This window comes from Pusillimonas sp. ANT_WB101 (genome assembly GCF_008369125.1).
GTDB lineage: Bacteria > Pseudomonadota > Gammaproteobacteria > Burkholderiales > Burkholderiaceae_B > Allopusillimonas.
This window is the reverse complement of the sequence record NZ_VOAY01000002.1, coordinates 272,148-295,944: the sequence shown is the minus strand read 5'-3', so window position 1 is coordinate 295,944 and position 23,797 is coordinate 272,148. Positions and strand designations below refer to the sequence as shown.

The window sequence follows — 23,797 nt, the reverse complement described above, 5'->3', positions numbered from 1 at the left end:
TTTCATTGCGGAGATGGCTTTAGGCAATCTCTCACGCTCGTCGCGCTCTAACATGTCGGCCAATGCTGCGCCCATGGGGCTAATACCTCCATCGCTGCGGCAAGGTCGAGCAGGCGTTGGTCTTCGTGGTATTGCGACATCGCGTGCAGCCCCGCGGGAGTCGCGTCGGCGCAAAAGCCCATCGGAACGCTGATCGCCGGATGGCCAGTAAGGTTTGCGAGCCCGGTGTACGGCCACCACGCGTCGCGCAGCAAGCCGGCAACTTCGCCGTTGATGACGAGTGGCGCATTGGGGGCATGATCCAGATCGATGGCAGGTGCTGCAACCGTGGGCGTCACGATCAAATCGGTCGTTGAGAACAATTGCTGTACACGATGGAATAGTTGGGTACGCGCTAGCGGTAAGCCTTCAGTTTCGGATATTGATGTGCGCGAACCGGCTTCGAGCGTGGCCACGAGGTTTGGATCTAGCCTATCCCGATCAGTGGCGAGCAGGTGCCCGATGCGGGCATGCAGGCTGGCTCGCAGCCAAGCACCGCTTAGCTTGGCTCCCCAGTCGAACTCGCCGTCCATCCGCTGTACTTTGACGCCGTGCTCAACTAACAGATCAAGCATGGCTTCGAGCCTTGCGAGAATGCTTTCGTCGACGAGGCGGTTGCCCATCGTGGGGACATACAGAATGCGCAGGCCTCGTAGTGCAGATACCGGATCAGGCGGGACGGCGAAACGTATCGGCGTGCGCCCTAGCGTCCATGGATCGCCCACGTCCGGTCCGTTCATTACAGAAAGGGCCAACGCTAAGTCCGGCACGGTTCGAGTGTTCAGACCGATGTACTGGTGGTTCTCAAATAGCGCTGCTGCCATGTCGTTCGGGATGAGGCCAATTGTCGGTTTGAAGCCCAGCACGCCGCAACATGCAGCAGGAACGCGGGCTGATCCGGCACCGTCGGTATTGACTGCAATGGGGCCCATGCCGGCTGCGACCGCCGCTGCCGATCCACCGCTTGAGCCTCCTGACGTACGGGCAAGATTCCACGGATTGTGCGTGTGACCGTGCCGCGGGCTGTTCGTCAGGATCTTTGCACCGAACTCAGGCGTGGTTGTCTTGCCTATTAGGATTGCCCCTGCTGCTTTCAATCGTGCAACCGCACGAGCGTCAGCACCAGGGACATTACCTGTCATCGTATGCGAGCCATATGCAGTTTCCATTCCCTGCGTCGGAATGAGATCCTTCACGTGAAAGGGCACGCCCTCCAGCGGGCCTGCGGGCGCGCCGGCCGCACGTGCCATGTCTTGCGAGCGAGCCTGGTCAATCGCACTGTCGATGCCGAGCAGCGCGAACGCGTTGACCTGAGGGTTGGCCGCCGCAATCCGATCTGCGATCGCGTGCACCACTTGCTCAGCACCTAGCGACCCGCGGGTTACCGCTTTAGCGGTGCACGTGGCGCTCCAGCGCCAGATGTCATCTGATTTCATAATTGCGGGTTCTCCCGAGCTTAGTCGAGCTTGATGTTGGCCTCAGTCACTAGTTGTTGCCATTTAGTCGTTTCTTTTTTGATGAAGTCGGCTAGCTCTTGTGGCGATGTGGCCCAAGGCTCAACGCTGAGGCTGCGCGCCTGAGCCTGAAACTCAGGGGTCCGAATGACAGCTGTGATGGTTTCGTTCAACTTGCGCACGACCTCTGGCGGCGTTCCCTTAGGTGCCATTACTGCGGACCAGGTAAACACCGAGAAACCTGGAAAACCTTGTTCTGCCACCGTAGGAACATCTGGCAGAAAGCTCGAACGGGTTTCAGCGGTTACCCCTAGCGTTCTCACTCTATTGCTCTTCAGGAGCGGGATTATTGGTGTTATTACATCGCATGAAACGTCAATTCGACCGGCGACGACGTCCAGGGTCGGTGCTGTGCGATACGGAACATGAGTCATGCTGGTACCCGTGCGTCGCTCGAATTCCTCCATGCAGAAGTGCGTCGTTGTGGCAACGCCGTAAGAGGCATAATTCAGCTTGCCTGGATCGCGCTTGGCGGCAGCTACGAGATCGGCCATTGTCTTAATCGGCGAGTTTTCCGGCACGATGATGGCAAGATCAGAGCGATACAAGCCACTGATTGGCTCGAAATCGGCCACTGGGTCATAGGTTCGTCCCGGAAGTACAGATTGCGGGTATGAAAACAGATTGGTGGTGCCAACCGCCAGCGTATACCCATCGGGCTTTGCTCGGTGCACATAGTTGATGGCGATCGTGCCACTGGCGCCGGTCTTGCTTTCGACGATGACAGGCTGGCCCAGACGTTCCTGCATGCCGCGCGCAAGAAGTCGGGCGGTTGTATCAAGAGAGCCGCCGTTGCCGAAGGGGAGTACAAGTGTGATTGGTTGCGTAGGGAACCCGGCGGCATGCGCTGCCCCTGTGGTCAGAAGCAAAATAGCGCACGCGCTGCGCAGACGGGTATTCCAGTTGTTCGAACTCATTGCTATCTCCAATTGTGATTATGAGCGGCCTAGGTTCAGCTGTTTGAAGCCTGCACCAGTTCGTGGCCGACCGCCGTTAGGTTCGAACAATGTTATTGGTCCATGGGTCAAGACACAAGGCATAAACCTTTCCGACTTCATTGCTTAAGGCTATAATCTACTTAGTCGTGGTCGAAACTCTGCGGTCGAGCTTACGACCCGCGCATATATAGCCACCTTATTGACAATCTTATTCATTGTGGAGAGCGGGAATGAGTCAGCCTCGGCACTCAGTTGGAACCACTACAGTTAGTCTGGCACTGTGCGCCACTGTTCCAGACCTCGCTCTGCAAAGCGATGGTGCCAATACCAAACGCATGAGATCAACCGCTGACCTATGTGCGGGAATGTACGACGTGGTCGAGGCTTTCTGGCTATGAGCCTTCATATTGGCAGGAGGGCAGAATGATTTCCTCGCGCCAACTCGAAGCTTTCGTAATTCTCGTCGAGAAGGGAAGTCTGACTAAAGCTGCGGAAGCAATGGATGTTTCGCAACCCACGGTCAGCAAGTTAATTCGAAATCTCGAGCGGGAAGTTCGGATGAAGCTCTTCGTTTCCGAGCGACAGCGTCTTGTTCCCACTCCCGAAGCTCTACTCCTCGCCGAAAGGGCGAGAAGGACAGTGGATGATCTGCGAACGTTGCACGAGTTTGCGACTGAACTTCGTCACCTTGATGCCGGCCGGTTAGATCTGATTGCAATTGGAGCTCTGAGCAACCCTGTGCTCGTAGAAGTGCTTGCGCAAATGGCCCGGGATACTCCTGAAGTATCGTTCTCGCTGTCGGTCTCAGTGGAACGTGACATCGCCGAATGGCTTGTTAGTTCACAGGCTGATTGGGCTCTAAGCATGATGCCGGTAGACCGGCCTGAGATTGTGTGCGAGCCGCTTCTGCGAGTTGCTGCGTGTTGTGCTTTGCCGATCGGGCACCGCCTGGCGCACCAGGCGGTCGTGTATGCTGAGGAACTTGAGGGTGAGCGGTTTATCTCATTTCGACGCGACGGCCGATTGCGGCCGATCGTCGACCGCATATTTCTTGAGCGCAGTGTACGCCGACGACTGAACATCGAGGTGTACAGTTCTGAACAAGCCTGCGCTATGGTCGCGCACGAGATGGGGGTGGCTATCGTTGAGCCCTTTTCGGCACACAAGTACGTAACCATGGGTCAGCTTGTCGTGCGGCATTTTGAGCCGGTGATTCCGTACAGCGTTTATCTTCTGCGCAATCGGCAGCGGCCAGTTTCCGCCTTGGGCGGCCGCTTCATAGAGGTGCTGAGCCAGCGCTTGCCCCGAATTCTTTCCACGATGAAAGTTCGTACTCTTGATGGTTATTCAGTGCCAACCTTGCGGTAGCTTGTCCCATAGAACTGAGTACCGTCTGACTCTGATGCACTGTGCAAGGCTATCGATGCGATGAGGCTTACGTGCCCCAGTGCCGCACCCTACCTGTATCCACATGAATAAACTGGTCACGGGGGTAGAACCCTACGCCGCCAGCGTTCAATGAAAGTGCGGCATCGCGCAGTTCGGCAAGTGGAACACCGGGCAAGCGGATGTCGATTGCCTTGCCGTCCATGTGCAGACTGCGTTTGGCGACGCCACCGCCGCGTGTAGTGCGCAGCTTTTCATTGGTTTGGGCGCAACGGTAACCTGAAATAACCTGGAATGGTTGCCGTGCATTCAGCGTTAAGACGATACGGTGCAAAATATCGAACAGTTGCGGATCTATAGTGCCAACCGTACCGGAGTAATGATCGCGCAGAAAATGATTTAAACGATTAAGTGCCGTCGGCACATATTGACCGCCCATCGCGTAAATAAGCGATATTTTCTCATGCGTATGCGTGTGATCAAAAGACAGTTTGTAGGGTTGCGTGCTACCGGCAAACACCTGTGGCGCAAGTGAAATACCGGTTCCGGCTAGAGAGATACCGGCAGAATAGCGAAGAAACTGTCGACGGGAAGGCGTGAATAATTTTGTCATCGTCATTAGTGAAGTGCGGGACGAATGATTTCGACCGTTGGTTGCCTGGTTTCAAGCAAGGGCACGACACGAACGCGTTGTTGCAACGCCTTGTCGAGCATGGAATCCTGACCGTAGATGTCAGGGTGAAAATAAACTTTATCATCTTTTACAACAACAGTGCTGTAAGTGATCAATACAGGCACGGGGGGGAGCACCCGAATGGTCTGTGATTTACCTTCAGTCATGGCCTGCTGAATACGGGTTCGCGTCCACTCAGGCTCTTGATGCAGCACAAATTGGGCCAAACCTGTAGGGTCTTCCACGCGTACGCAGCCATGGCTCAAATCTCGTTGATCGCGGTTAAACAACCCCACTGCGGGCGTGTGATGAAGATAAATACTCTGGTTATTCGGAAATATAAATTTAATGTCACCCAAGGCATTATTGGGGCCAGGCCGTTGTCGAATGCGCAGTTCGCCGCGTTGCAGCGCTTCGATATTGGCTTGCGGCGCTGTCCTGAGTACGCTTCCGTCATGTGTGACAAACTCAAAACCCTGTCGCTGGAAATAGGCGGGGTCTCGGCGCAGGCGCGGTAAGGTTTCGGAGATGACGATGGAACGAGGCACGTTCCAGTAAGGGCTGAATTCGATAGTTTGTATTTCGCCGTCCATGATCGGCGTTTGCGTGAGTTGCGAACGACCGACAATAACCTTCATTTGCAACAGCACATCAGCCTTATTGTTTTTAACCTCGTAAGCGCGCAGCATGAACTCTGGGATATTAACCACAATCATGCGTGGGGTCTGAAACAGCGGTGTCCAGCGCATGCGCTCGAGGGATAGTTCGATCTGGCGTATGCGTTGAGCAGGGCGGATCCCAAGTTGCGTCAGGGTAGCGCTGCCAATGACGCCGTCGACCAACAGGCCATGACGCTGCTGAAATGACCGCACGCCTTCAACCAGCACACCTTCATAACGTTCTGGTATCAAGGTACCGGCAGGCAAGTCTCCTAATGCCATTAGCCGCTGCCCCAGCATATCGGCACCCGCATAGGGCTCATTGGCCAGCAATGTTTTTGCAGGCAAGGGGGGCAGTTGATCTTTCCACGTCGGAAGAAGCGAAATTTCGCGGTATCGGGCCAGGGCATGGAGCAGGCTGGCGTAGATTGCATTATCGGGCGAGGCCTGACGAACTGCTTCGGGCAGACGGTTTTCGGCAAGCGCGGTAGACAGGTACATGGCCGCATTGAAAGGCGCCGGTACAAGAAACTCGAAGTGCGGGCCGGTTTGTTGTGGTGTGATGCGTCCGCGGTGCAAATCATTAAGATAATGCTGCATGGAAGCCGTCAATGCCGTATCAAGTCGTTCAATGGCAGAGGCTGAAATTTCTGGCCCTTTCCACGCCTGGTCTAGGGCATATCGCAGAGGTTGCGCGTTGTAGTCTTGGGGTTCAAGGCCATCAGACGCCGCTTTACTTAGCAGATCAACTGCTTGCAAGGCTTGTATAGTAGGCCTGCCCTGACTGAACCACTGCAAGGTGTTTTGTGCCGACGAACAGCTTGGAAAGAGCCCGATAAACACACAGGCCAGTGTCCATAGCGTGTACTGTCTAAGCCATCTACCCGCCTGGGCCGCCGCTGTACATCTGGTGGCAAGAAAATGATAGGTGCTTTTGGCGCCACTGCCCAGGTTGGGCTCCGTACAGGGTGGTTGCCCCAGGTTGGGAGTGCTGTGACGTTTATTGCAACATGCGCGGAACATGATAAACCACCGATTAAAACGTGCTTTTAGAAACCTGCCACGACCTGAAGCCCATTCTTGCACATTCTTGCTTGGCCTTGCATTTAGGACATCACTGCTCACGACGATACGTTAACAATACATAACGATTGAGTATGGTAAGACGTAGAATGGGCCTGGTGGAAATGGGCGGCCTCGTCAAAAATAGCTGCGTACGCTTGATCTGAATCAGTCCTGACCGCCCGCTGCGTTCGTGCTAACGCCTATTGGGGGAGTAAACTGTTTCATCGACATGTTTTTTCGTTATATATATATAACTACGCGGTATGTATCCAGGGAAAGTGGTAGTGCCATTCAGGCGAATGCCTATCAGCGGGCATGTAAGATTAGGGCGCCATGTGCCACAACAATGAGACCTATTGTGTCAGCTGCATCATCTGTGCATCAGATTGACTCCTCCGACGTGCTGTCTGACCGCGACCAGAGGGGCAACATCGTCCGCCTCACTGTGGCGCAAGCGTTGGCGGGTGCCAATGCCGTCGTGGTTTATGCCACCGGGGCCATCATCGGAAACATGCTAGCCCCTGACAAGGCGCTGGCGACCTTGCCAATTTCCATCTTCGTGGTGGGTATGGCTGCCTGTATTCTGCCCAGCGGCGCGATTGCGCGCCGCTATGGACGGCGGGCAGCCTTTCTTGCCGGAACAGGGTGTGGGGTGCTGGTGGGCCTGATCGCCGCGCTGGCGGTAATGCTGGGTTCCTTCTGGCTGTTTTGTCTGGCTACGTTTTTTGGCGGCGCCTATGCGGCGGTGGTGCTTTCGTTTCGCTTTGCGGCGGCCGATGGGGTCGCCCCGGCAAAGCGCGCCCGCGCGCTATCGTTTGTGATGGGGGGCGGCGTTGTTGCCGGTGTCATAGGCCCGCAACTCGTCACCTACACCATGCACTTGTTACCTCCAAACATGTTTGTCGCAACATATCTTGCGCAGGCGGTTGTGGCGGCATTGTCGGCGTTGGTCTTGTGGGGCGTGCGTCTTCCCGTGCCCACTGCGGCGGAAAGCCACGGCGGAAGACCGCTTTCGGTTATCTTGCGCCAGCCGCGTTTCGTGACCGCAGTCGTTTGTGGTGTGGTCTCGTATCTGCTCATGAATTTTCTGATGACGGCTGCACCCCTGGCAATGCAAATGTGCGGCCTGTCACAAGAAAGCGCCAACCTGGGTCTTCAGTGGCATGTCATAGCCATGTATGCGCCCAGCTTTTTTACTGGGCGTCTGATCACGCGTTTCGGCGCCGGGCCCGTCGTGTCGCTTGGCTTGTTGCTTATAGCGATTGCGGCAGCGGTGGGTCTGACCGGCATTGATATTGCCCACTTCTGGGCTACCCTTGCCCTGCTTGGTGTGGGGTGGAATTTTGGCTTTATAGGCGCTTCTGCCATGGTGCTGGAAAGTCATCGCCCCAATGAGAAAACACGCGTGCAGTCGTTTAACGATTTCATCGTGTTCGGGACCATGGCCATAGGCTCATTCGCCTCGGGCGGGCTGTTATCGGCCTACGGCTGGAGCACGGTGCTGATGGTTTCATTCTTTCCGTTGGCCGTGGCGGTCGTCGTTTTGGGAAGATCCGCCTTGATGCGCCGGCGGGTTCCCGTCGACGCCTAAAGGCCTTGTCAATTAACTCGGAAAATCTGCAGACCGGATGGTTGCCTCCCAAGCCTCTATCTGAGCCAGACGGGTTTTCAGCTTGCGTGTGATGCGCTCGTAAGCGGAAGCGCCCAAAGGCAGGTGCCGCGGCGCATTGTCCATCAACGCGATTTGGTACATTACCGCCGCTGCCCTGACGGGATCGCCGGGCTGTTTGCCGCTCTTTTCGGCGAGCGACTTTATGCTGGCGCCCACAGACTCCTTGTATTCGTCGATTTTTGCGGGCGTGACACGCAAGGAGCGTCCAGCCCAGTCGGTACGGAAAGGGCCAGGTTCTATACAAGTTACGCGTATGCCCAGCGGTGCAACCTCCGTCTCCAGCGAGTCAGACCACCCTTCCACGGCGTGCTTGCTGGCGGCGTAATAACCGGTGCTCGGGTTACCCAACATGCCGGCAACCGAGGTTATGTTCATAACGTGACCGCTTCGTTGCGCACGCATACCGGGCAGTATTGCCCGGGTCAGGGCGAACAGGCCAAAAGTATTGGCCTCGAACTGGGCGCGGATCTCGTCGTCGCTTCCTTCCTCTACCGATGACTGATAGCCATAGCCCGCATTGTTCACCAGCACGTCTATGCGACCAAAGCGCGCCGTGGCTGCTGACACCGCTGTCTTGATCTGGGCCGCATCGGTGACATCCAACTGCTGCACCAGGGCGCGATTGCCTGCGTCCTTGACGAGTTCGCTCAGGCTGTCCACATTTCTCGCGGTGACGACCACGCGGTTGCCCTGGGCCAGCACATAGGCCGCCAGCGCATGGCCAAAGCCCGTGGAACAACCCGTAATAAACCATACTGCGGTAGTGTCTGTCGCCATTGCGTTTCCTTGTTTTGGGTAGAGGATTCATGCAAGCATACTGCAGCCCATGGCAACACGTTTTATTAAGCCTTATCTACGCGCGATGACGGTTTGAGAGTATGCCGTCTTGCGCGGTAGCCCGGCGAGCAGTACGGGCATTGACGGGCTTGATGTGCATTGGCGGTGCTCAGGACGGGCAGGCATGATTACAGAATATTCAGGGCCCCAAGCACCGCACCCGCTGCCAGAAGCAATAGCAAATGGATGCGGGTATGCCATACCAGCAAGGCGGTGATTGCAGTGGTACACCATAATGGCCAGTCGCTTTGCATATCGCTATAGGGGCGCATCAACAGCCAGCCTGTGGCAATCAGTAAGGCGGTGCTGATCGGCGACATGCCTGCCTTGAAGGCTCGTATGATGCGCTTTCGGCGATTTTTATGTGCCCATCTTGTTGCGGCCAGTGTCACGATACTGCTCGGTAGCAGCATACTTAACAATGACGTCATCATCGCGACAAATGCGCCAATCCATCCGCTCGCGTTAATGCCAACGTTCCAGCCCAGCAACGCGATGTACAGCATATTGGGCCCAGGCGCAGTCTGGGCGAGTGTAATGGACGAATTGAACTGCATCTCGGTGAGCCAATGCTTGTTGTTTACAAGAAAGGTGTGGATCTGAGGCGCAACAATGAGTACGCCGGAGCCCACCGTAAGCAGTGAAAGAGATAGGAAATGCCAGACAAGGTACCACCAGTCGCTCAGTGTTAGTTGCCAGCTCATGGTGTTTTGCGCCCCTCAGATATAAGCAGGCGTACCCATGCCCAGAGGGTTGCGGTGATGCCGACGCTGAGCAGTACCGTGAGCAGTGGCCAATGCAATATGGCGATAAGCACAAAGGTGGTGAAAACAAAAAATATCGCCACTGGCAGCCCGATTGGATTCGTTTTCAACATGCTCAACAGCTTCAGGCCGGTGCCCACTATCAGCCCTGCTGCGACGGCACCCATGCCTCGCAATGCGTTTTCGACAACGGGGTAGCTTGCATATTGGGTGTATGCGACGGCAATGCACAGAATGATGCACAAAGGAACCACCGTCATGCCTGCCAGTGCGGCCGCCGCGCCTCGAAGGCCAAAATGTCGATCCCCAAGGATTAACGACAGATTCACAACGTTAGGCCCAGGCATAATCTGGGCGACAGTCCAGTCGTCCAGGAACTCCTGTGCGGTAAGCCAACGCTTGCGCTCGACTAGCTCTCGCTGCGCGACGGGTGCGGCGCCTCCAACGCTTTGCACCGCCAGCCATGTAAAGCAGAGAAATAGTTCGCTCAGGGAGCGGGGCGAACAGGTGTCAGCTTCATTTGGACTGTGGGACTGCATGCCGGACTTCTCCTGACCCTTCCGATGGTTTGATGCGCATCTTGGAAGACCTCAAGGTTGCCGAGGAAACAGTCGATCTCACGAGGTTCGTGGTCTCGTCCCAAAGTCTGAGAGCCTGTATTGACGCAATGCCGACACGGAAAGCTAATACGGTGAAAATGCGATAAAAGATGAAGTTTACAACTTGCCGCGCCTTCTCTCAGATCACGTAAAACACGCAGTAGACCATTCTTTCCTCGATGATGCGGCGCTGACGTTTGGCGCCGGCGCGTGTTTCGGCTATGGTCGAGTCGGTATAAAAACGTTCATATTCCCGTACCGCGATGCGCAGCGGGGCGTTGCTGCCAGAGGGAATACTGACAGAGGCGGCCCAGAACGCGGGGTCGAGAAATTGACCAAGGTCCGGAATGTGTCTGCCCGGGTCAAAACGGCCCAGATCAATACCGCCCAGATTCAGGCTGCCAATATCCACATGCTGGAACACGGCGCCAGGCAGGTTGGTGTTCTGAGTTCCCGTGTTTATGGTCGACGTTGCGATCTGGCCGGTATTTACTGAGGCAGTTCCACCTGCCTGTTTGACTGCTTGGGCCGTGGCACTGGCAGTCGGCGTTGCAGTCTGTTTGCTTGTTGAAGCGACCGATATCGATGCGGCGGCTCCCGACCGCGTCTGTGTTACTGCAGCTTGCACAAGCCCAGGCTGGACAATGTTTTTCAACCCATTCAACGGCCCTATGGGATTTATAGGACTGCTGGGTACAATAGGTCCAATGGGTACAACCGGCCCTATAGGGCCTATAGGACCAACGGGTCCGATTGGCCCCACAGGACCAACAGGTCCTTGACGGTCGGGTTCGCCTGCCAGGCCGCTCGCCAGTATCGACACATCGCTCCAGGCAAGATCGCTGTCGATCTGGGCATCGCGCTGTTGCAGTACGACTTCTATCTTGTTTCGGCCGGCTTCCGGGGTTTGGCCGATGCCGGGAATGAACGAGATACCCACGTACTCGGAATCCCGCAGAAAGGCCATGGGCCCTTCAGAAGGTACATAACCATGCAGGCTGATATCCAGCTTGGCGCCGCTGCGGCTGAACGCCGCGCGCCGACGGGGCAGCAGTTGTGCAAACTGCGACTGCACCACTTGAGACACCTTGGCGCTGTCGATGGCATTGGGCTGATAGCGCACCAGTGCCAGGCGTACAAAAGGCATATAGCCTGCGCCGGGGTTTATCGTAATGTCGCAATACCAGAGCTGACGTTCCTGATTCCAATGTACGCGGTGGCCCACCACATGCAGCAACTGGTCGGGGTGCTCTTGCAGCGCAATCTTTTCATCCGTGACGCGATCCGGAAAGTCTGCGACACGGCTGCGATGGCTGGGCAAAGAGGAGTCCCATAAAGGGTCCATGCCCCATTGCGTAACATGATGGCTAACCGCGTCGTCCATGCCCGCGAAATTGTCGCCGTCGCCATGGATGATGACGCCCAGCAATTCGCCGTTGCCTGAAGAGAACCACGGGCGTCCCAGCCAGACTCTAAGCCCGTTGCCATACCGCGTGATGCTGCGGTTTTGGCCGGCTTGGCTGTCTTCCCACTGGAAGGTGGGAATGACGTAATGCACATCGGGTTTGTCGGGTGGCGCGCTGGCCGGCACGATGGTCTGCTGTGCTGTCCCGGCAATCTCCAGAAAAGGCGCGCCCGGGTCGTCCGCCGCACCTGTCTTCATATTCTGGCCGGGTGCGGCAGGCCCAAGGCGCGTCACCTGCTCTGCCTGGTCGTAGAGTGCCTCGGGGAAATACTCCCTGAATCGTGTGGTGGCCAACAGCGCGTAGCGTATCAGGCGAAACTTGGTGTCGCCGAACTCATGCCGATCGCCCCGAGCGCGCGGCGCGGCGTCGCCCAGCTGATTGACTGGGGGCGCGGGCATTTGGGCATCCACAGCCATGTTGAGCGAGATTTGATAGGGGCCGTTTTCGGGCAACATGATTTCACCCAGCGCGCCTTGCGAGGCGTGCAGACGCGGGGATGGCGCTTCGGGGTCGTCTATCCACTCTTCCCATTGCGCCTGGATTTCGATTTTGCCTGTGCTTGGCCCATGCAGGCGCAGTCGTGAGAAAAGGTCGGCGTATTGAGCGCCTGGCTCACGATTGACGGAGACCTCGCCCATCCAGCGAGGTTCGCAAACGGGGTGTTGGGTCGCGTGGGTCAGAACCAGGGGCCTGTAGGGCGTCATCATCCACAGACAGCCCATACTGGCCATGGCGCGTACGAATGCCGCTTCCGCCGCAGACGCCGTCCATGCCGGCAGCCCGAACACATCAACGAAAGAAGGGTGCACAAAGCTGGAATACCGCAGGCGCACGACATACCCCTTGGGTACGAACAAGGTCAGCTCCCGCTTGGCTTCGTCCCAGGCAGGCAGGCCATCGTCTTTGTAGGTGTCCGCGCATGGGTCGGCCACCATCATGGCGCGCTCGGCCAGCACGACCCGCAAACCCTGTGCATCGGGCCAGGGGCCCGTGTAAGACACCAGCAACACCAGCTCTTGTGATGGCGAAAGCACGATGACGGCATTCGGTCCCAGCACTTTGGGTTCTGTCACCCCCGGCAAGGCGTGGCCGGGCATGGCTCGCAAGGCAAAGCCACCCGCTGCGCAATCGGGCAGATAAGGTGTTTGCGCACTGGCACCACGAAAAATCACATACTCTCCCGGTGCCATGCGGTCGCCGGTCGGGTTGTCCTCGGAGGGCAGGCGTGGGGGTAGGGTGGTCGTGGTGGATACACTGGCGACACTGGATGGTGTCACCAGTTCGAGGGAGCCCGCCGGCAGGTCATACAAGCTGTTGGCTTCGCGCGCGGCGATGGCGTAGGCTTGTTTGAAGCCATCCGGGCCAGACCAATAGGCATCAAACATGCCGTGTGTCTCGCATTGCAGTTGCGACGACTTGGGCGGCACCACATGCCGTTCGTTCTGGCTGGTGTACTCAAAGTCTGCCGACGCGGGCAAAGCGATGGCGGCAGAAAATGCGGACGTTTGCAGATATTCGGCCGCGTCTGCGTTCCAGTCGCTGCGTATCACCATGTGCTGCAGCGACTCCCCCTCGCTGCAGCGCGCGCGCTGCAGCATGGCGGGTGGGTCTACCGGTTCAAAGCGCCCATAGACGACCGGATCGGTGGCGTTGTCGGTGTTTTCCAGGTTAGGATCGTCCACATCCAGACTATTGCCCGCCAGGTCAGCCAACCTGACCCGAAACCGATAGGCCGCGCCAAAGCGCAAGCGCGGCAGGCTGCCTTTAACTGGCCTGAACTGCACCGCCAGCCCATTGCCGCCATCAACAACACTATCCTTTACCAACTCGGGTGTTTCAGTCTGCACACCTGTATTGGGATCGTTACGCGAACGCAGTGTGCGGCCCGGTCGCGGCACGACCAGACTCCAGCCTGCCCAGCGAAAAAGCGTTTCGTGCAGATAATGGTCGCCCGGGTTTTGCGTGTTGTCCGCGCCGGGCAAGGCGCTGCTTGTGGACGCGCCTTTTACATAGCCCTCGTCGTCGGGCAGATCAAGGGCAAGGTCTGAAGCCATGAGACGGTAATCGCCCTGCCGCTGGCACAGGGAGTGCCAGCGGCTTTTGCCTTGTGCGTCGATCTGCTGAACATCCACTCTGTAGCCGCGCAAGAGATCTTCGGCAAACAGGGTGATCTTGCCGGCGCTGGTCGGTCCGGCCTCAATCGCTTGATTCTTCAACGCCGCCGCCGCTGCATTCTGCGCCACCGCACCGGCCCGGCCATGGCGCGAAACCCCCAGACCGCCGGATCGCAAAGCCGCCAGGGCCTGCTTATCACCGGTGGTATAGGTGACTGCCCCATGACTGCCAGGCACCAAGCTTTTACCGATCAGGTTTTGCGCCGACAGTACAAAATTCACCGTTTTCAGGGCCGATCCGTCAGGATCGACCTGATGCACATCGAAAAGACTGCGTGGTTTGTCCGACAACCAGCGGTCGCTGGCATATTGCAATTGCAGCATGCCGCGCGCGTGATCTGCCGTGCGGGCGCGCGCGGTAAAGCTAAATTTGTCTGCCTCCCAGGCGCTGGCAGGGCAGGCGTTGATAAGCCCTGCAGGCGGTTCATCCCAGCTGACCATTACCTGCAGCGTACCCTGAACATGTTCAGCGTGGGCAAGTGCCGCGTCCATGGGTGAGTCGGGGGGAAGATACGCATCAATGATCAGACCCAGCCGCCGCAGGACAGCGGGGTAGTCGCCGAAGCTGGCGACAATGCGATGGAAATCCATGTCCGGCAGGGCAGGTGCGGCTGAAATATTGGCCATGGAAGGATGTCGCATGGCGCGTTGCGCGTCTGTAGCGTTGGCCCGCTGGTAAAAACGGTTGGCCTGATAAAGCGTGTATTCGGCAGCCGTGTTCCACTGCCCCATGAGAGCGGCCATCTGCGGGTCCACCGCCTGATCTGGCCGTATCCAGTCCGGCGGCAGCGCACGTACCGGGAATTTGCCGCTAGTCACCGGATCGCCGCTTGCATTCACGCCTATGCCGGGTACGTCAGCACCGAAACGGCTTTGCGGATTGAACACGAGCTCGTCCAGATACTGCGATACCCCACGCTTATCGTTCTTGTTCAGTAAACGGCTAAATCCTGGATTCATCATCTCCAGGTGTACGCGATCGGTATCCACCTTTTGTGTCGTGGTGCCATAGTCGGTGAGCATATTCCGCAGATCCGGATGCGCATCGCGCCAGGGCAAAAGCGTAGGATGCGTGCTGGCCGCCTGAACAGCCATGCGTCCGTAATGTCGACGGGTGAAACCCAATACATTGCGCACGGAAAACGAGCGTAGGTTCATCTTGCTCATGTCCTTGAACGTAAAGCCGTTTACCGGCGTGTCGTCCGTGAAGAGCTGCCTCCAGAGGCCTTTGTCGGCAAACGTATTGCGCTCCAGTTCCACCGTGTGCCCATCCACGCGAACTGCGAGTTTTGCATGGGCTAGCGTGGACGGCCAATCACGCCAGGGTTCGAACGCCTTGAGCACCTGTTCGCCGCTCGATTCGGGTGTAAGGCGTGGGGACACAACAATGGAAATGCGCAACTGGCCCGCATAAGGCCCTTCGGTGGCGCGTCCGTTGGGCAGTGCCGTCCAGACTATTGTTTGCTTGGCCATAGGGTGTCCTTACGCAAAAGCCTCGGCGTATTCGCGCCAGGGGTAGTCGGAGTGGCTGTCTATCTGCGCCAGCTCGTCTTGCAAAGCCAGTGCTGGGTTCAGCCCCATCAAATCGCGGAAGGTAGGATCGCCGTTCGAGCCCGCAAACTTGCGTTCGCACTTTACGGTGACGCTGCCCGAGAAGATGAACACCTCGATTTCTATCGTCAGCTCCGCGCGGCCAACGGCCTTGCCGGTCTCGAACTCATAGTGCAGCTCAAGATAAAGCTCGATAGATGCGGTAATGAGGCCCAGCACATCCACACTGCCGCCCAGGCGGAAATAGCCGCTGAGCGAACACGCGTCTTGCTCCATCCGGAAGTACACACCAGCCATAACATGCACGCCACCCGAAGCCACGCCCAGATTGATGGAAATGCTTGCGCCAAACTCAAACGCCGCTTCAAGCAACTGTATGCCGCTGGGGTCCAGCGTAATGCCGAAAAAGCCGCCGCCGCCAAACATACACACTGACAGATTGAAGGGTTGTTCTCGTGTGCAGAAATTAAAGCGTACCGACAGCGGCTGACCGATAAAAGGCACGGTAAAGCCCGCGCCCAGGCTCAGATTAGAAAGATTAAAGATGCCCACGCCTATGCTGGGCAGCGCAATATCAAAGCCCGCATCGATGCCTTGCGGGGTGATGTCCAGATGGGGTGGGTCAGAGAACCCATCCAGCGGAATCAGGTCACGCAACGTTTCCACGAACGACAGCGGGCCGACGAACTTGATGTCGTTCAACAGCACATCCACATCCATCTTGGCGCCGGTGTCGATGCGGAACTCGATTTTCTCGAAGTTCAGTTCAATAAAGCTTGCCGGAGCGATCAAGACCAGATCAAAGTTCTTGAGCGAGCACACCACCGAAAGCTTGGGCGCGCTCTGGCCATTCTTCTTGACCTTGGCTTCGACTGCGACAAGAAAACCGTGGACGTCATTGACGCGGAACAGAGGTGCTGCGCCAGGCACGAGACTCCAGCTTTTAATCTGCGGGTTCCAGTCAAAACGTATGGTCAGTTCGTCGCCCGTGAGCATCTGCAGCAAATTAAGCAAGGCGTCCGCACCTTCCAGCACCTGCAGTGTGGAGTCTATGGCGTCCAGCAATACTTTGCGTGGTGCGCCATCGAGCAGATGCGATGCGGCAATGGTCGCCCGCATGGGCGCAAGTGCTGTCTGCAGTGCCTGCAGCTTGTCCGCCAGCGCATCTGGGTCTTCCAGCAAATCGCCGAACACCTGCGGATTGCCCACGATATCGTCCAGTGCCGCATAGACCACTTTGCCCTGTGTAAACAGCAAGGCCAGACCCAGCACATCGTCCAGCACGATGTCTGCGACATTGCACAGCTGCAGCAGATTCTGCCGCAAGCCTGCTGGCAGCGAGACGCCGTTTACCTTGGTATTGGCAGCCGTACGCAGCTTGCCGACCGCCGTACGGGCGGCGTTGGCGGTGTTGTTGATATTGGTCAGCGCGGGCGGGGAAGCCATATTCGCGCCTTCCAGCGCCTGAACCGCAACCGCAACACTATCAAGCGCAGTCTGCACCTGCTGCACCGCTGATTGAGCATGGGCGACCAGGGCAGCTGCATAGCCTTTACCCTGCGCGATAACATCTTCAACGGTATGTCCGATGGCCTGTATGGCGCTGCCTGCAATATTGCCCGCCTGATCGCCCAGCCCGGACGCTAGCCCATACAGACGGCCCAGGTCGTTGATGAAACTTTCTGCCTGGGTCGCGGCCTCGCTGACGAATTTGGGGACGCGATCGGGGGTGTCGGCAAGGTTGGTGACTGACTCGATGATGGCGCCCAGCGGAATGCAGCCAAATAGATAAGGTAGGGGTAGTTCAGATAACGATGACGGAAAGGCGTCCATGCCGTCCATCTTGCCGGCGATGAAATTCTGCACATTGCCAGAGACTGGCCCTGTCAGGCGAGAAATTGCACTGGGCTTGAGGTTAGGCTGCACAAAGCCGCCAGACCTGTCTCCTTGTACGGAAAAGTCCAGCGCCGCCATGCCTGCTTCGTCCTGAACATCCAGGAACACCTGGCCCTTATTCTCGGCTGAAAAATCATTCTTCAGATAATAGGCATTCCACAAGACAGTATTGGTCTTGGCGCTTCCGGTAAGCTGTGTAAGAGCTGGAATACGGACGATAGCGGACGCAATCCTGGGGTAGAAGAGGGGCTGCGTCAGATCGTTCGAATAATTGCGCAGCTGGGTGTTTTTGCTCTCAACCACTGCATCGAACTCAATCTCGTCCATTTGTAGCGTGGTATCGCCAGCCTTGGCGCTGCGCGCCAGTGTGACGCGTTGCTGGCGGGTATTGGCCCGACGCCGTGAATAGTTGGAAGCCTGGCGCCACGACTCGGCCACTTTCGTCGCATAGATTTCGGCCAGATCGAAATTCGGTGTCGAGACTGAACCCCTTGTCGAGTGCGGGCTGGCGGCGGAGTTTTTCATGAAAATCATGGGCAGGCTGAAGCGAAGCTGCCGCCCATCCAGATCCGTGGCCACGCACTCGAACTCAAACGGTTTGGTGTTCACCGCGGGCCAGTACGATTCTCCGGCGCCAGATATATACGCTGCCGGATCCAGATTCGGCGTGGTGTGTGTCAGCAGACGTACGCTGGTCAAAGGCATCTGAAGATGCAGTTTTACGGACTTGTCCTTGGTTGTCAGGGTCGGGTCTGCAAAGGTGCGCAAGGGTTCGCGAACAACAAGAAACTTACGTTGGCGCAAGGCTGCCACGTTACCCGGTTCTTGCTCGATGACTTGCTTGCCGTTTTTGAGGGCGCCGTTATGAAACTTGCGCTCGGTAACCGTTATCTCCACGACCGCATGGCCAAAGGGAAACAGCACCCCCTTGTTGACGATACGCACGTAGTGGTCCCGGCCCATGCTGGCGTTGTGTACCCATTCCTCCAGATCCAGTCCCGGTGCGTCCCAGTAACCGCGTGAATCCAGCCATGCACCCTGCGAGGACAGCATAAGCAGGTTAGTCGCAACGGGCGTAGGTTGGAAATTAGATAAAGAGAAATTCGACGTCTCATGAACAATCTGGTATCGGTCCCTGTCGGTCATCGCCATGCGAAACGGTGATGTGCTCGATGCCGGCAATTCGTCACTGCCAGGGAATGTCTTGGTGAGCGGTTTGGTTGTGGAAGAGCCTTCCCCACTGGTTGCCCAGATCACCCGCACGGTTCTTTGCGGGTCATGCGTGGGCGGCAGGACTGGGTTTCCGGCAGCGTCCATGGCATAAAGGCGCGAGTGCCATAGTTCTGTGCGCTGCGTCGCAGGTGAAGTTACAGGCGTGTCGGCGTGTTGCCAGCGTTCATTGGCATGAGGGCTAAGGATGAGCCGCCATGGAAACTCAATGGCAGTCTGCTTTGCCGTCGGTGCGGCAGGTTGTTTGTTAAGGCGATCCAGTGCTCTGCGCAGCGCATCGCTGATCTCCACCATGTCAGGCATGATTTCAATGCCCGACAAGCCCGCACGGCCAGCCTGCACCACGTTCGTATCTACGGAGATTTGGCGCATCCGCAGCGTTGCGATATCGTTCTGAACCGCGGCGATACGCAAGCTGCGAAATGCGAATCCGATGACTGCCGTGCGCTGCTGCGCGGTCAGGGTGTCAACTCGCGTGTCGAACAGATCGCGAATATTGAAGGATGCGCGTTGCGCCTGGGGTGGCAGCGCCGTGGAGACTACGGCCGGCTCCAGCGTGCTTATCGCCTGAAGCAAACCTTCAAGTGTATAAGGTACGTCAAAACCATCGGGCACCTTGAAGGCCAAGCGAGACTCGCCTGAAATACGCGCACGCGCAGCAGACGGTTTTTCTGCTTGTGGCGCCCCTGGGGTGGTCTCGAAAAAAGCCTGTTCGGCGATAGACTGCGGCGGAAAGTGCACGATCAGTGTCGCTGCACCCTTGTCTTGCTTTTTAATGCGGGGCGGGCTACCCGGGACGATAGCGAGGTTATTGGCCTCAAAGCGTAACGCCAGCAAATCGTCGGCGCGCACCACTGCCTGCCCGGGGCGCGTTTTTTCGAAGAAATTCCTGGTGTAGTCCGGTGCCAGCGGCAGGAATGGTGGAATCTTATTGAGTTGTTCCGGAGTCAGGACGGCGACCGGAACCTTCTTTATTCTTGTAACCATCCCGCAGCCTCCCGTTCGCCTGATTAATACAAGCTGAATACCGCTGGAACTGAAAGAAATACTACTGCCAGTCTTAGGGAGCGTCAACGCCGCAATCGTTGCTAATCGTTATTTTTAGCGAAGCGAACGCCGGCGTTCAGGTTTGCCCCATTGGGGCGTGTCGGAGTATGGGCCGTTTGGCCTAGGCCGTATGGCCCGTATTGGAGTGTCCTGCTTGTCGCGGTGGGGGGTTACGCTGGGGTGGTAAAGAAAACTGTTCCAGCCTTGAAGAATAGGAAGTTGCAGTAGAGGGCACGATGACTTCATTTGTAATGGCAGGCATTGGCTACTAAAAGCTGGTTGGCGAGTGTTATGGTTTCGGGGCGTGGAAGCGACATTTCGCAAGGAAGGCTAGCTACACCCGATTAAGCAAACCTATAAACCGCTGCACCGTCGCCGGTGTTCTGGCCTGTTTGAGCGTAATCAGGTTCAGATGCGTATGGATTTCCGGATCTCTTAGCGGCACGAGCTTGGGCATGCCGCTTAGCCCTAACTCACCGAAGCTGGCGGGGGCGAAGGCAATGCCCAGGCCACGCTGCACCATTAACAGCATGGGCAGGGTTTCTATGCCCCAGTAGGCTACCTTGGGTGAGTACCCTTCTGCATGACACGCAGCGATCAACGTATCTGAAATGCCCCGGCCTGACGGGGCGCTGTGCAGAAAGAATGTTTCGTGCTTCAGATCAGCAATACGTATGCTGGCATTGGAGGCGAGCGGGTGGCCGGGCGGAAGCGCCACGACCAATGATTCGGTTTTTACTGCACAGGATTCGATATCTGCGGCAATGTACTGGCTACGGCAAATGGCCAGGTCGAGATGACCGTCTCGCAGGCGCTGCACCAGATAGGCGGTTTCGCCTTCCTGAACATGAACGGTGATATTTAGCTTATTGTCTGCGATTTCTTGCATGGCAGCGGGGATGAGGAACAAGCTTGCAGCCGTTGAACAGCCAACCCTGACAGTACCGCGAGAACCATTATGCGATTCGTCCAGCTCTCGGTGTATGGCGTTCATGCTGGTGAGCAACTCTTTTGCACGCCGGTAAAAGAGCTCGCCGGTGGGCGTTGGCAACAGACGATTTGCTTCACGATTAAATAACGACACGCCCAAGTCGTCTTCAAGCTTGCGTATCATGACGCTTAGCGGGGGCTGCGTCATATGGAGCGCCTCGGCCGCTGCCGACACACTTCCTTTTTCAAAAACACTGACAAAGCATTGCAGCTTACGTTTGTCCATAGGTATACCGATATCGTATGGATAGGCTATTAATTATATATTAGACATTATGCTCCATCAATTCCATACTAACCCCTCATATCTTGATTCAGAACAGATAAATCGAACACAAAGGAGACAAAACATGAGACATATAGGTCGAAAAATGGCTGGATTGCTATTGGCTGCCACCACCATGGGCGCTGCCATGATTGCGCCGGTCGCGAGCGCTGCCGACGATGCATGGCCCAGCCGCACTATGCGGGTTGTAGTGCCTTACCCTGCGGGCGGTTCAGCTGACCTGCTGGGTCGTCTGGTTGCCAAGAAAGTGAACGAAGCATACCCGGACTCGCGTGTAATCGTTGAGAACCTTTCGGGCGGCGCAACCATTATTGGTGCCGCGTCTGTGTTAAACGACAAGTCTGATGGCCATACATTATTCATGGCTAGCGACAACACGTTAAATATCAATCATTGGTTGCTCAAAAACCCAGGCTATGACGGTGACAAAGATTTCACGCCCGTCACGGTGCTGAACAACTACCCGCATTGGTTGATCGTCAAAGACAACAGCAAATTCAAGAAATTTGAAGATTTTGTTGAGTACATCCGTGCCAACCCCGGCAAAGCGTCAATTAGCGTCAACACCATAGGTGGCTCGGCCTACTTGGCCCTGGATCATTGGCAGCGTGTCAATAACCTTGATTTCCTGATCATTCCTTACCGCGGCTCACCTCCTGCTGTTACTGATCTGATTGGTGGCCAGACTGACGCTCATATCGACGTAGTAGGCTCTTCGGCCATGCATGCGCGTAGCGGCAAAGTTCGCCCTCTGGCTGTTTTGCAGAGCACTCCGCTGGCTGAGTTCCCGCAGGCTGAAACACAAAGCTATGACGACCCCAAGGCATTGACGGTTCGTGCAAATCTGTCGGTAGTGGTTCGTACCGGAACGCCACAAGCAGTTATCGACAAGCTCTATGCAGTTTTGAAGGAAGGCGTAAAAGATAAAGATTTTGTCCAGGCATTGGACAGCTTCAATTATTCAGCTGTCATGCTGGAACCGGCCAAGGCGCGTGAGTTTGTGCATGAAGAAACAGCACGATATGGAAAGCTTGTAGCAGAATCCGGCTTGGAAAAGCAGTAACTCGAGATATCAAATCATGAAATTTGCCATTGCCCTTATTCGTCATGAGACCAACACGTTCTCGCCCGTTGCTACCAGCCTGAAAGATTTTCGCCGCGGTACGGGCGTTGACGGGCCGGTTTACGGAGAGCAGGCCATACAGGTTTGCCAGGGCACCAACAGCGCCGCAGCTGCTTTTCTGGATCTTGCCCGGGAAGTGGGTGCAGAGGTTGACTTTGCCCTGTGCGCCAACGCGGTTCCCAGCGGGATCGTTACACGCGAAACCTTCGAGACGCTGTGCGATGCAGTGCTGGAGACAGTAAGGGGCGGTTGCGATGCTGTGCTACTTGACCTGCACGGTGCCATGGTTGCCGAGGGTTTTGAAGATGCAGAAGGCGAGTTGCTGCGACGCTTGCGTGAGGTAGTACCAGCTCATGTACCTATCGGTGTTGCGCTTGATTTTCACGCCAATTTCAGCTCGGCGTTGATCGAGCATGCATCCGTGATTGCGGGCTACTGTACTTATCCGCACATTGACGTCTATGACACCGGTGCCAGGGTAGGGCGCAGCATCATGAAGATGCTTCAAGGGCAGAACTCACCTGTTATCTTGTGGCGCCGTCTGCCCATGCTCACCCATATGCTGCGGCAAACCCCGCAACACCAGCCTATGAAAGACATCATGGCGCGGGCAATGCAGGCAGAGGCAGATGCAGAGGTGATGAATGCGTCGGTGTTTGGCGGGTTTCCTTTGTCTGACATCCCTTATGCGGGTCTGTCGATTGTGATTGTGTCTGACAGCAAGAGCACCGCCAAGGCGCAAGCCTTGCTAGATGAGCTTGCCAACATGGCCTGGCAGCGTCGTGACGACTTTATCTTTCCTACTGAACCGGTTGAGAAATCTATTTCGTATGCCAAGTCTCTGGAAGAGGGGCCAGTACTGCTGATTGACCACGGTGATAACTGTGGCGCGGGTGGCGTTACTGATGTGATGGCGGTTCTTGAAGAAGTCATGCGCCAGGACTTGCAAGACGTCGTCGCCGGGCCATTTCGTGACCCTGCCACTGTAGACGCTATGTTTAAAGCAGGCGTTGGCGCAGAGGTGACGATTAACCTCGGGGGCAAGACAGACATGCCTGCCCTGAACCTTAAGGGCGAACCCCTGACCCTTACCGGGGTGGTTCAGACGCTGACTGATGGCAACTATGTAGTGACCGGCCCGATGTTTACCGGAACAAAACTAAGCCTGGGGCGCACAGCCGTGCTCAAGGTGGGTACTGTTCTGGTTTTTGTTTCGGAGCTACCGCAAGAACCGTATGACACCGGCGTCTTTACGCACGCTGGCGTGGACCCCGCCAAATGCAAATATGTTCTGATTAAATCACGGCAGCATTTCAGAGCCGGGTTTGAACCGTTTGCACGGCAAATTGTCTTGGTGAGCGGGCCTGGGGTTTGCAGTTCAGACTATGACCTGTTCCCGTTCCAGCGGTTGGCCCGGCCCATATACCCGCTTGATGCACACACAACAATGGATGACGGTGAGTACTTAGTGGCACCTGCCGTTTAACTACACTTCAGCGCGCCGTGGTTTTTGCGGCGCGCTTTTTCTTTTCTGTGGTGAAGCTTTCAGTGCCGTTGCAGTGATTGTAGTCAGCTTCTACGATATGTTGGCGCAGAGTAACCCTATTCTCGCGCGAGTTTTTCAAGGCTTCGAAGCCTTCTATCAGTTCAGCAAACAGATTGCGTTTGGCCATGGTGTGCTTACTTGGGTTTTACGTAGAAGCATTTGGGCAAGTGCTTGGCGCTTCTTTGTGCTAAAGCCATGGATTTTATCGTTGTCATCCAGGGCGATCCGACTAATAATAAAAACAGTATCTGCAATTGACGCCACCCCGTCCGCTCGCCACAATGAATACAGGCCCCGGCGCAGTTTGCCGCGCACATCCTTATTACAGCGCACATCCTTATT

Annotated in this window: 16 protein-coding genes; 5 read left to right on the top strand and 11 right to left on the bottom strand. The window is 56.5% G+C overall.

All coding sequences use genetic code 11. From position 1 onward, the window contains the following. Positions 1 to 47: 47 nt before the first annotated feature. Together FQ179_RS10310 and FQ179_RS10305 are read right to left on the bottom strand one after the other, a co-directional pair. Entirely contained in the window at positions 48 to 1,475 is a 1,428-nt protein-coding gene (locus FQ179_RS10310) for an amidase (RefSeq protein ID WP_149397222.1), read from the bottom strand. A 20-nt stretch (positions 1,476 to 1,495) separates the two neighbouring features. Further along, the gene (locus FQ179_RS10305) at positions 1,496 to 2,470 is read right to left on the bottom strand and encodes a tripartite tricarboxylate transporter substrate binding protein (protein ID WP_149397221.1); all 975 of its coding nucleotides are present in this window, start codon (positions 2,468 to 2,470) and stop codon (positions 1,496 to 1,498) included. Positions 2,471 to 2,721: 251 nt separating this feature from the next. Between FQ179_RS10305 and FQ179_RS22285 the strand changes: the two genes are divergently transcribed. Both FQ179_RS22285 and FQ179_RS10300 read left to right on the top strand, forming a co-directional pair. After that, positions 2,722 to 2,889, top strand: a complete 168-nt coding sequence (locus FQ179_RS22285; protein ID WP_188074578.1) for a hypothetical protein — start codon at positions 2,722 to 2,724, stop codon at positions 2,887 to 2,889. A gap of 25 nt (positions 2,890 to 2,914) precedes the next feature. Further along, entirely contained in the window at positions 2,915 to 3,859 is a 945-nt protein-coding gene (locus FQ179_RS10300; RefSeq protein ID WP_149397220.1) for a LysR substrate-binding domain-containing protein, read from the top strand. A 67-nt stretch (positions 3,860 to 3,926) separates the two neighbouring features. On the opposite strand, the gene FQ179_RS10295 is transcribed toward FQ179_RS10300, so the two are convergent. Continuing rightward, the gene (locus tag FQ179_RS10295; RefSeq protein ID WP_149397219.1) at positions 3,927 to 4,490 is read right to left on the bottom strand and encodes a DUF882 domain-containing protein; all 564 of its coding nucleotides are present in this window, start codon (positions 4,488 to 4,490) and stop codon (positions 3,927 to 3,929) included. Positions 4,491 to 4,495: 5 nt separating this feature from the next. Next, the gene (locus FQ179_RS10290) at positions 4,496 to 6,232 is read right to left on the bottom strand and encodes a murein L,D-transpeptidase (RefSeq protein WP_149397218.1); all 1,737 of its coding nucleotides are present in this window, start codon (positions 6,230 to 6,232) and stop codon (positions 4,496 to 4,498) included. Positions 6,233 to 6,620: 388 nt separating this feature from the next. On the opposite strand from FQ179_RS10290, the gene FQ179_RS10285 reads away from it, so the two are divergent. After that, on the top strand, positions 6,621 to 7,865 hold the full coding sequence (locus FQ179_RS10285) for an MFS transporter (RefSeq protein ID WP_149397217.1): 1,245 nt from the start codon (positions 6,621 to 6,623) through the stop codon (positions 7,863 to 7,865). 12 nt (positions 7,866 to 7,877) lie between these two features. Here FQ179_RS10285 and FQ179_RS10280 read toward each other — a convergent pair whose 3' ends face one another. The 6 genes from FQ179_RS10280 to FQ179_RS10255 all read right to left on the bottom strand — a co-directional run bounded on the left by FQ179_RS10280 (position 7,878) and on the right by FQ179_RS10255 (position 20,726). Next, a complete protein-coding gene (locus FQ179_RS10280) occupies positions 7,878 to 8,723 on the bottom strand; it encodes an oxidoreductase (protein ID WP_149397216.1) in 846 nt (281 codons plus the stop codon). Positions 8,724 to 8,911: 188 nt separating this feature from the next. Next, positions 8,912 to 9,487 carry a chromate transporter gene (locus FQ179_RS10275; RefSeq protein WP_149397215.1) on the bottom strand — a complete coding sequence of 192 codons (576 nt, stop codon included), beginning with the start codon at positions 9,485 to 9,487 and terminating at the stop codon, positions 8,912 to 8,914. Continuing rightward, positions 9,484 to 10,086, bottom strand: coding sequence for a chromate transporter (locus tag FQ179_RS10270; RefSeq protein ID WP_149397214.1), 603 nt, complete (start codon positions 10,084 to 10,086; stop codon positions 9,484 to 9,486). The genes FQ179_RS10275 and FQ179_RS10270 overlap by 4 nt, the downstream gene beginning before the upstream one ends. Positions 10,087 to 10,285: 199 nt before the next feature. Further along, positions 10,286 to 15,259: a hypothetical protein gene (locus tag FQ179_RS10265; protein ID WP_149397213.1), complete on the bottom strand. Its 4,974-nt coding sequence runs from the start codon at positions 15,257 to 15,259 to the stop codon at positions 10,286 to 10,288. Positions 15,260 to 15,268: 9 nt separating this feature from the next. Then, positions 15,269 to 19,450 (bottom strand): hypothetical protein, encoded by a 4,182-nt coding sequence (locus FQ179_RS10260; RefSeq protein WP_255474940.1) that lies wholly within the window; start codon positions 19,448 to 19,450, stop codon positions 15,269 to 15,271. 394 nt (positions 19,451 to 19,844) lie between these two features. Then, positions 19,845 to 20,726 carry a LysR family transcriptional regulator gene (locus FQ179_RS10255; RefSeq protein ID WP_149397212.1) on the bottom strand — a complete coding sequence of 294 codons (882 nt, stop codon included), beginning with the start codon at positions 20,724 to 20,726 and terminating at the stop codon, positions 19,845 to 19,847. 124 nt (positions 20,727 to 20,850) lie between these two features. On the opposite strand from FQ179_RS10255, the gene FQ179_RS10250 reads away from it, so the two are divergent. Next, on the top strand, positions 20,851 to 21,849 hold the full coding sequence (locus FQ179_RS10250) for a tripartite tricarboxylate transporter substrate binding protein (RefSeq protein ID WP_149397211.1): 999 nt from the start codon (positions 20,851 to 20,853) through the stop codon (positions 21,847 to 21,849). A gap of 16 nt (positions 21,850 to 21,865) precedes the next feature. Further along, the gene (locus tag FQ179_RS10245) at positions 21,866 to 23,395 is read left to right on the top strand and encodes a M81 family metallopeptidase (RefSeq protein ID WP_149397210.1); all 1,530 of its coding nucleotides are present in this window, start codon (positions 21,866 to 21,868) and stop codon (positions 23,393 to 23,395) included. A 7-nt stretch (positions 23,396 to 23,402) separates the two neighbouring features. Here FQ179_RS10245 and FQ179_RS22280 read toward each other — a convergent pair whose 3' ends face one another. Next, positions 23,403 to 23,582: a hypothetical protein gene (locus FQ179_RS22280; RefSeq protein WP_188074577.1), complete on the bottom strand. Its 180-nt coding sequence runs from the start codon at positions 23,580 to 23,582 to the stop codon at positions 23,403 to 23,405. Positions 23,583 to 23,797: the final 215 nt, after the last annotated feature.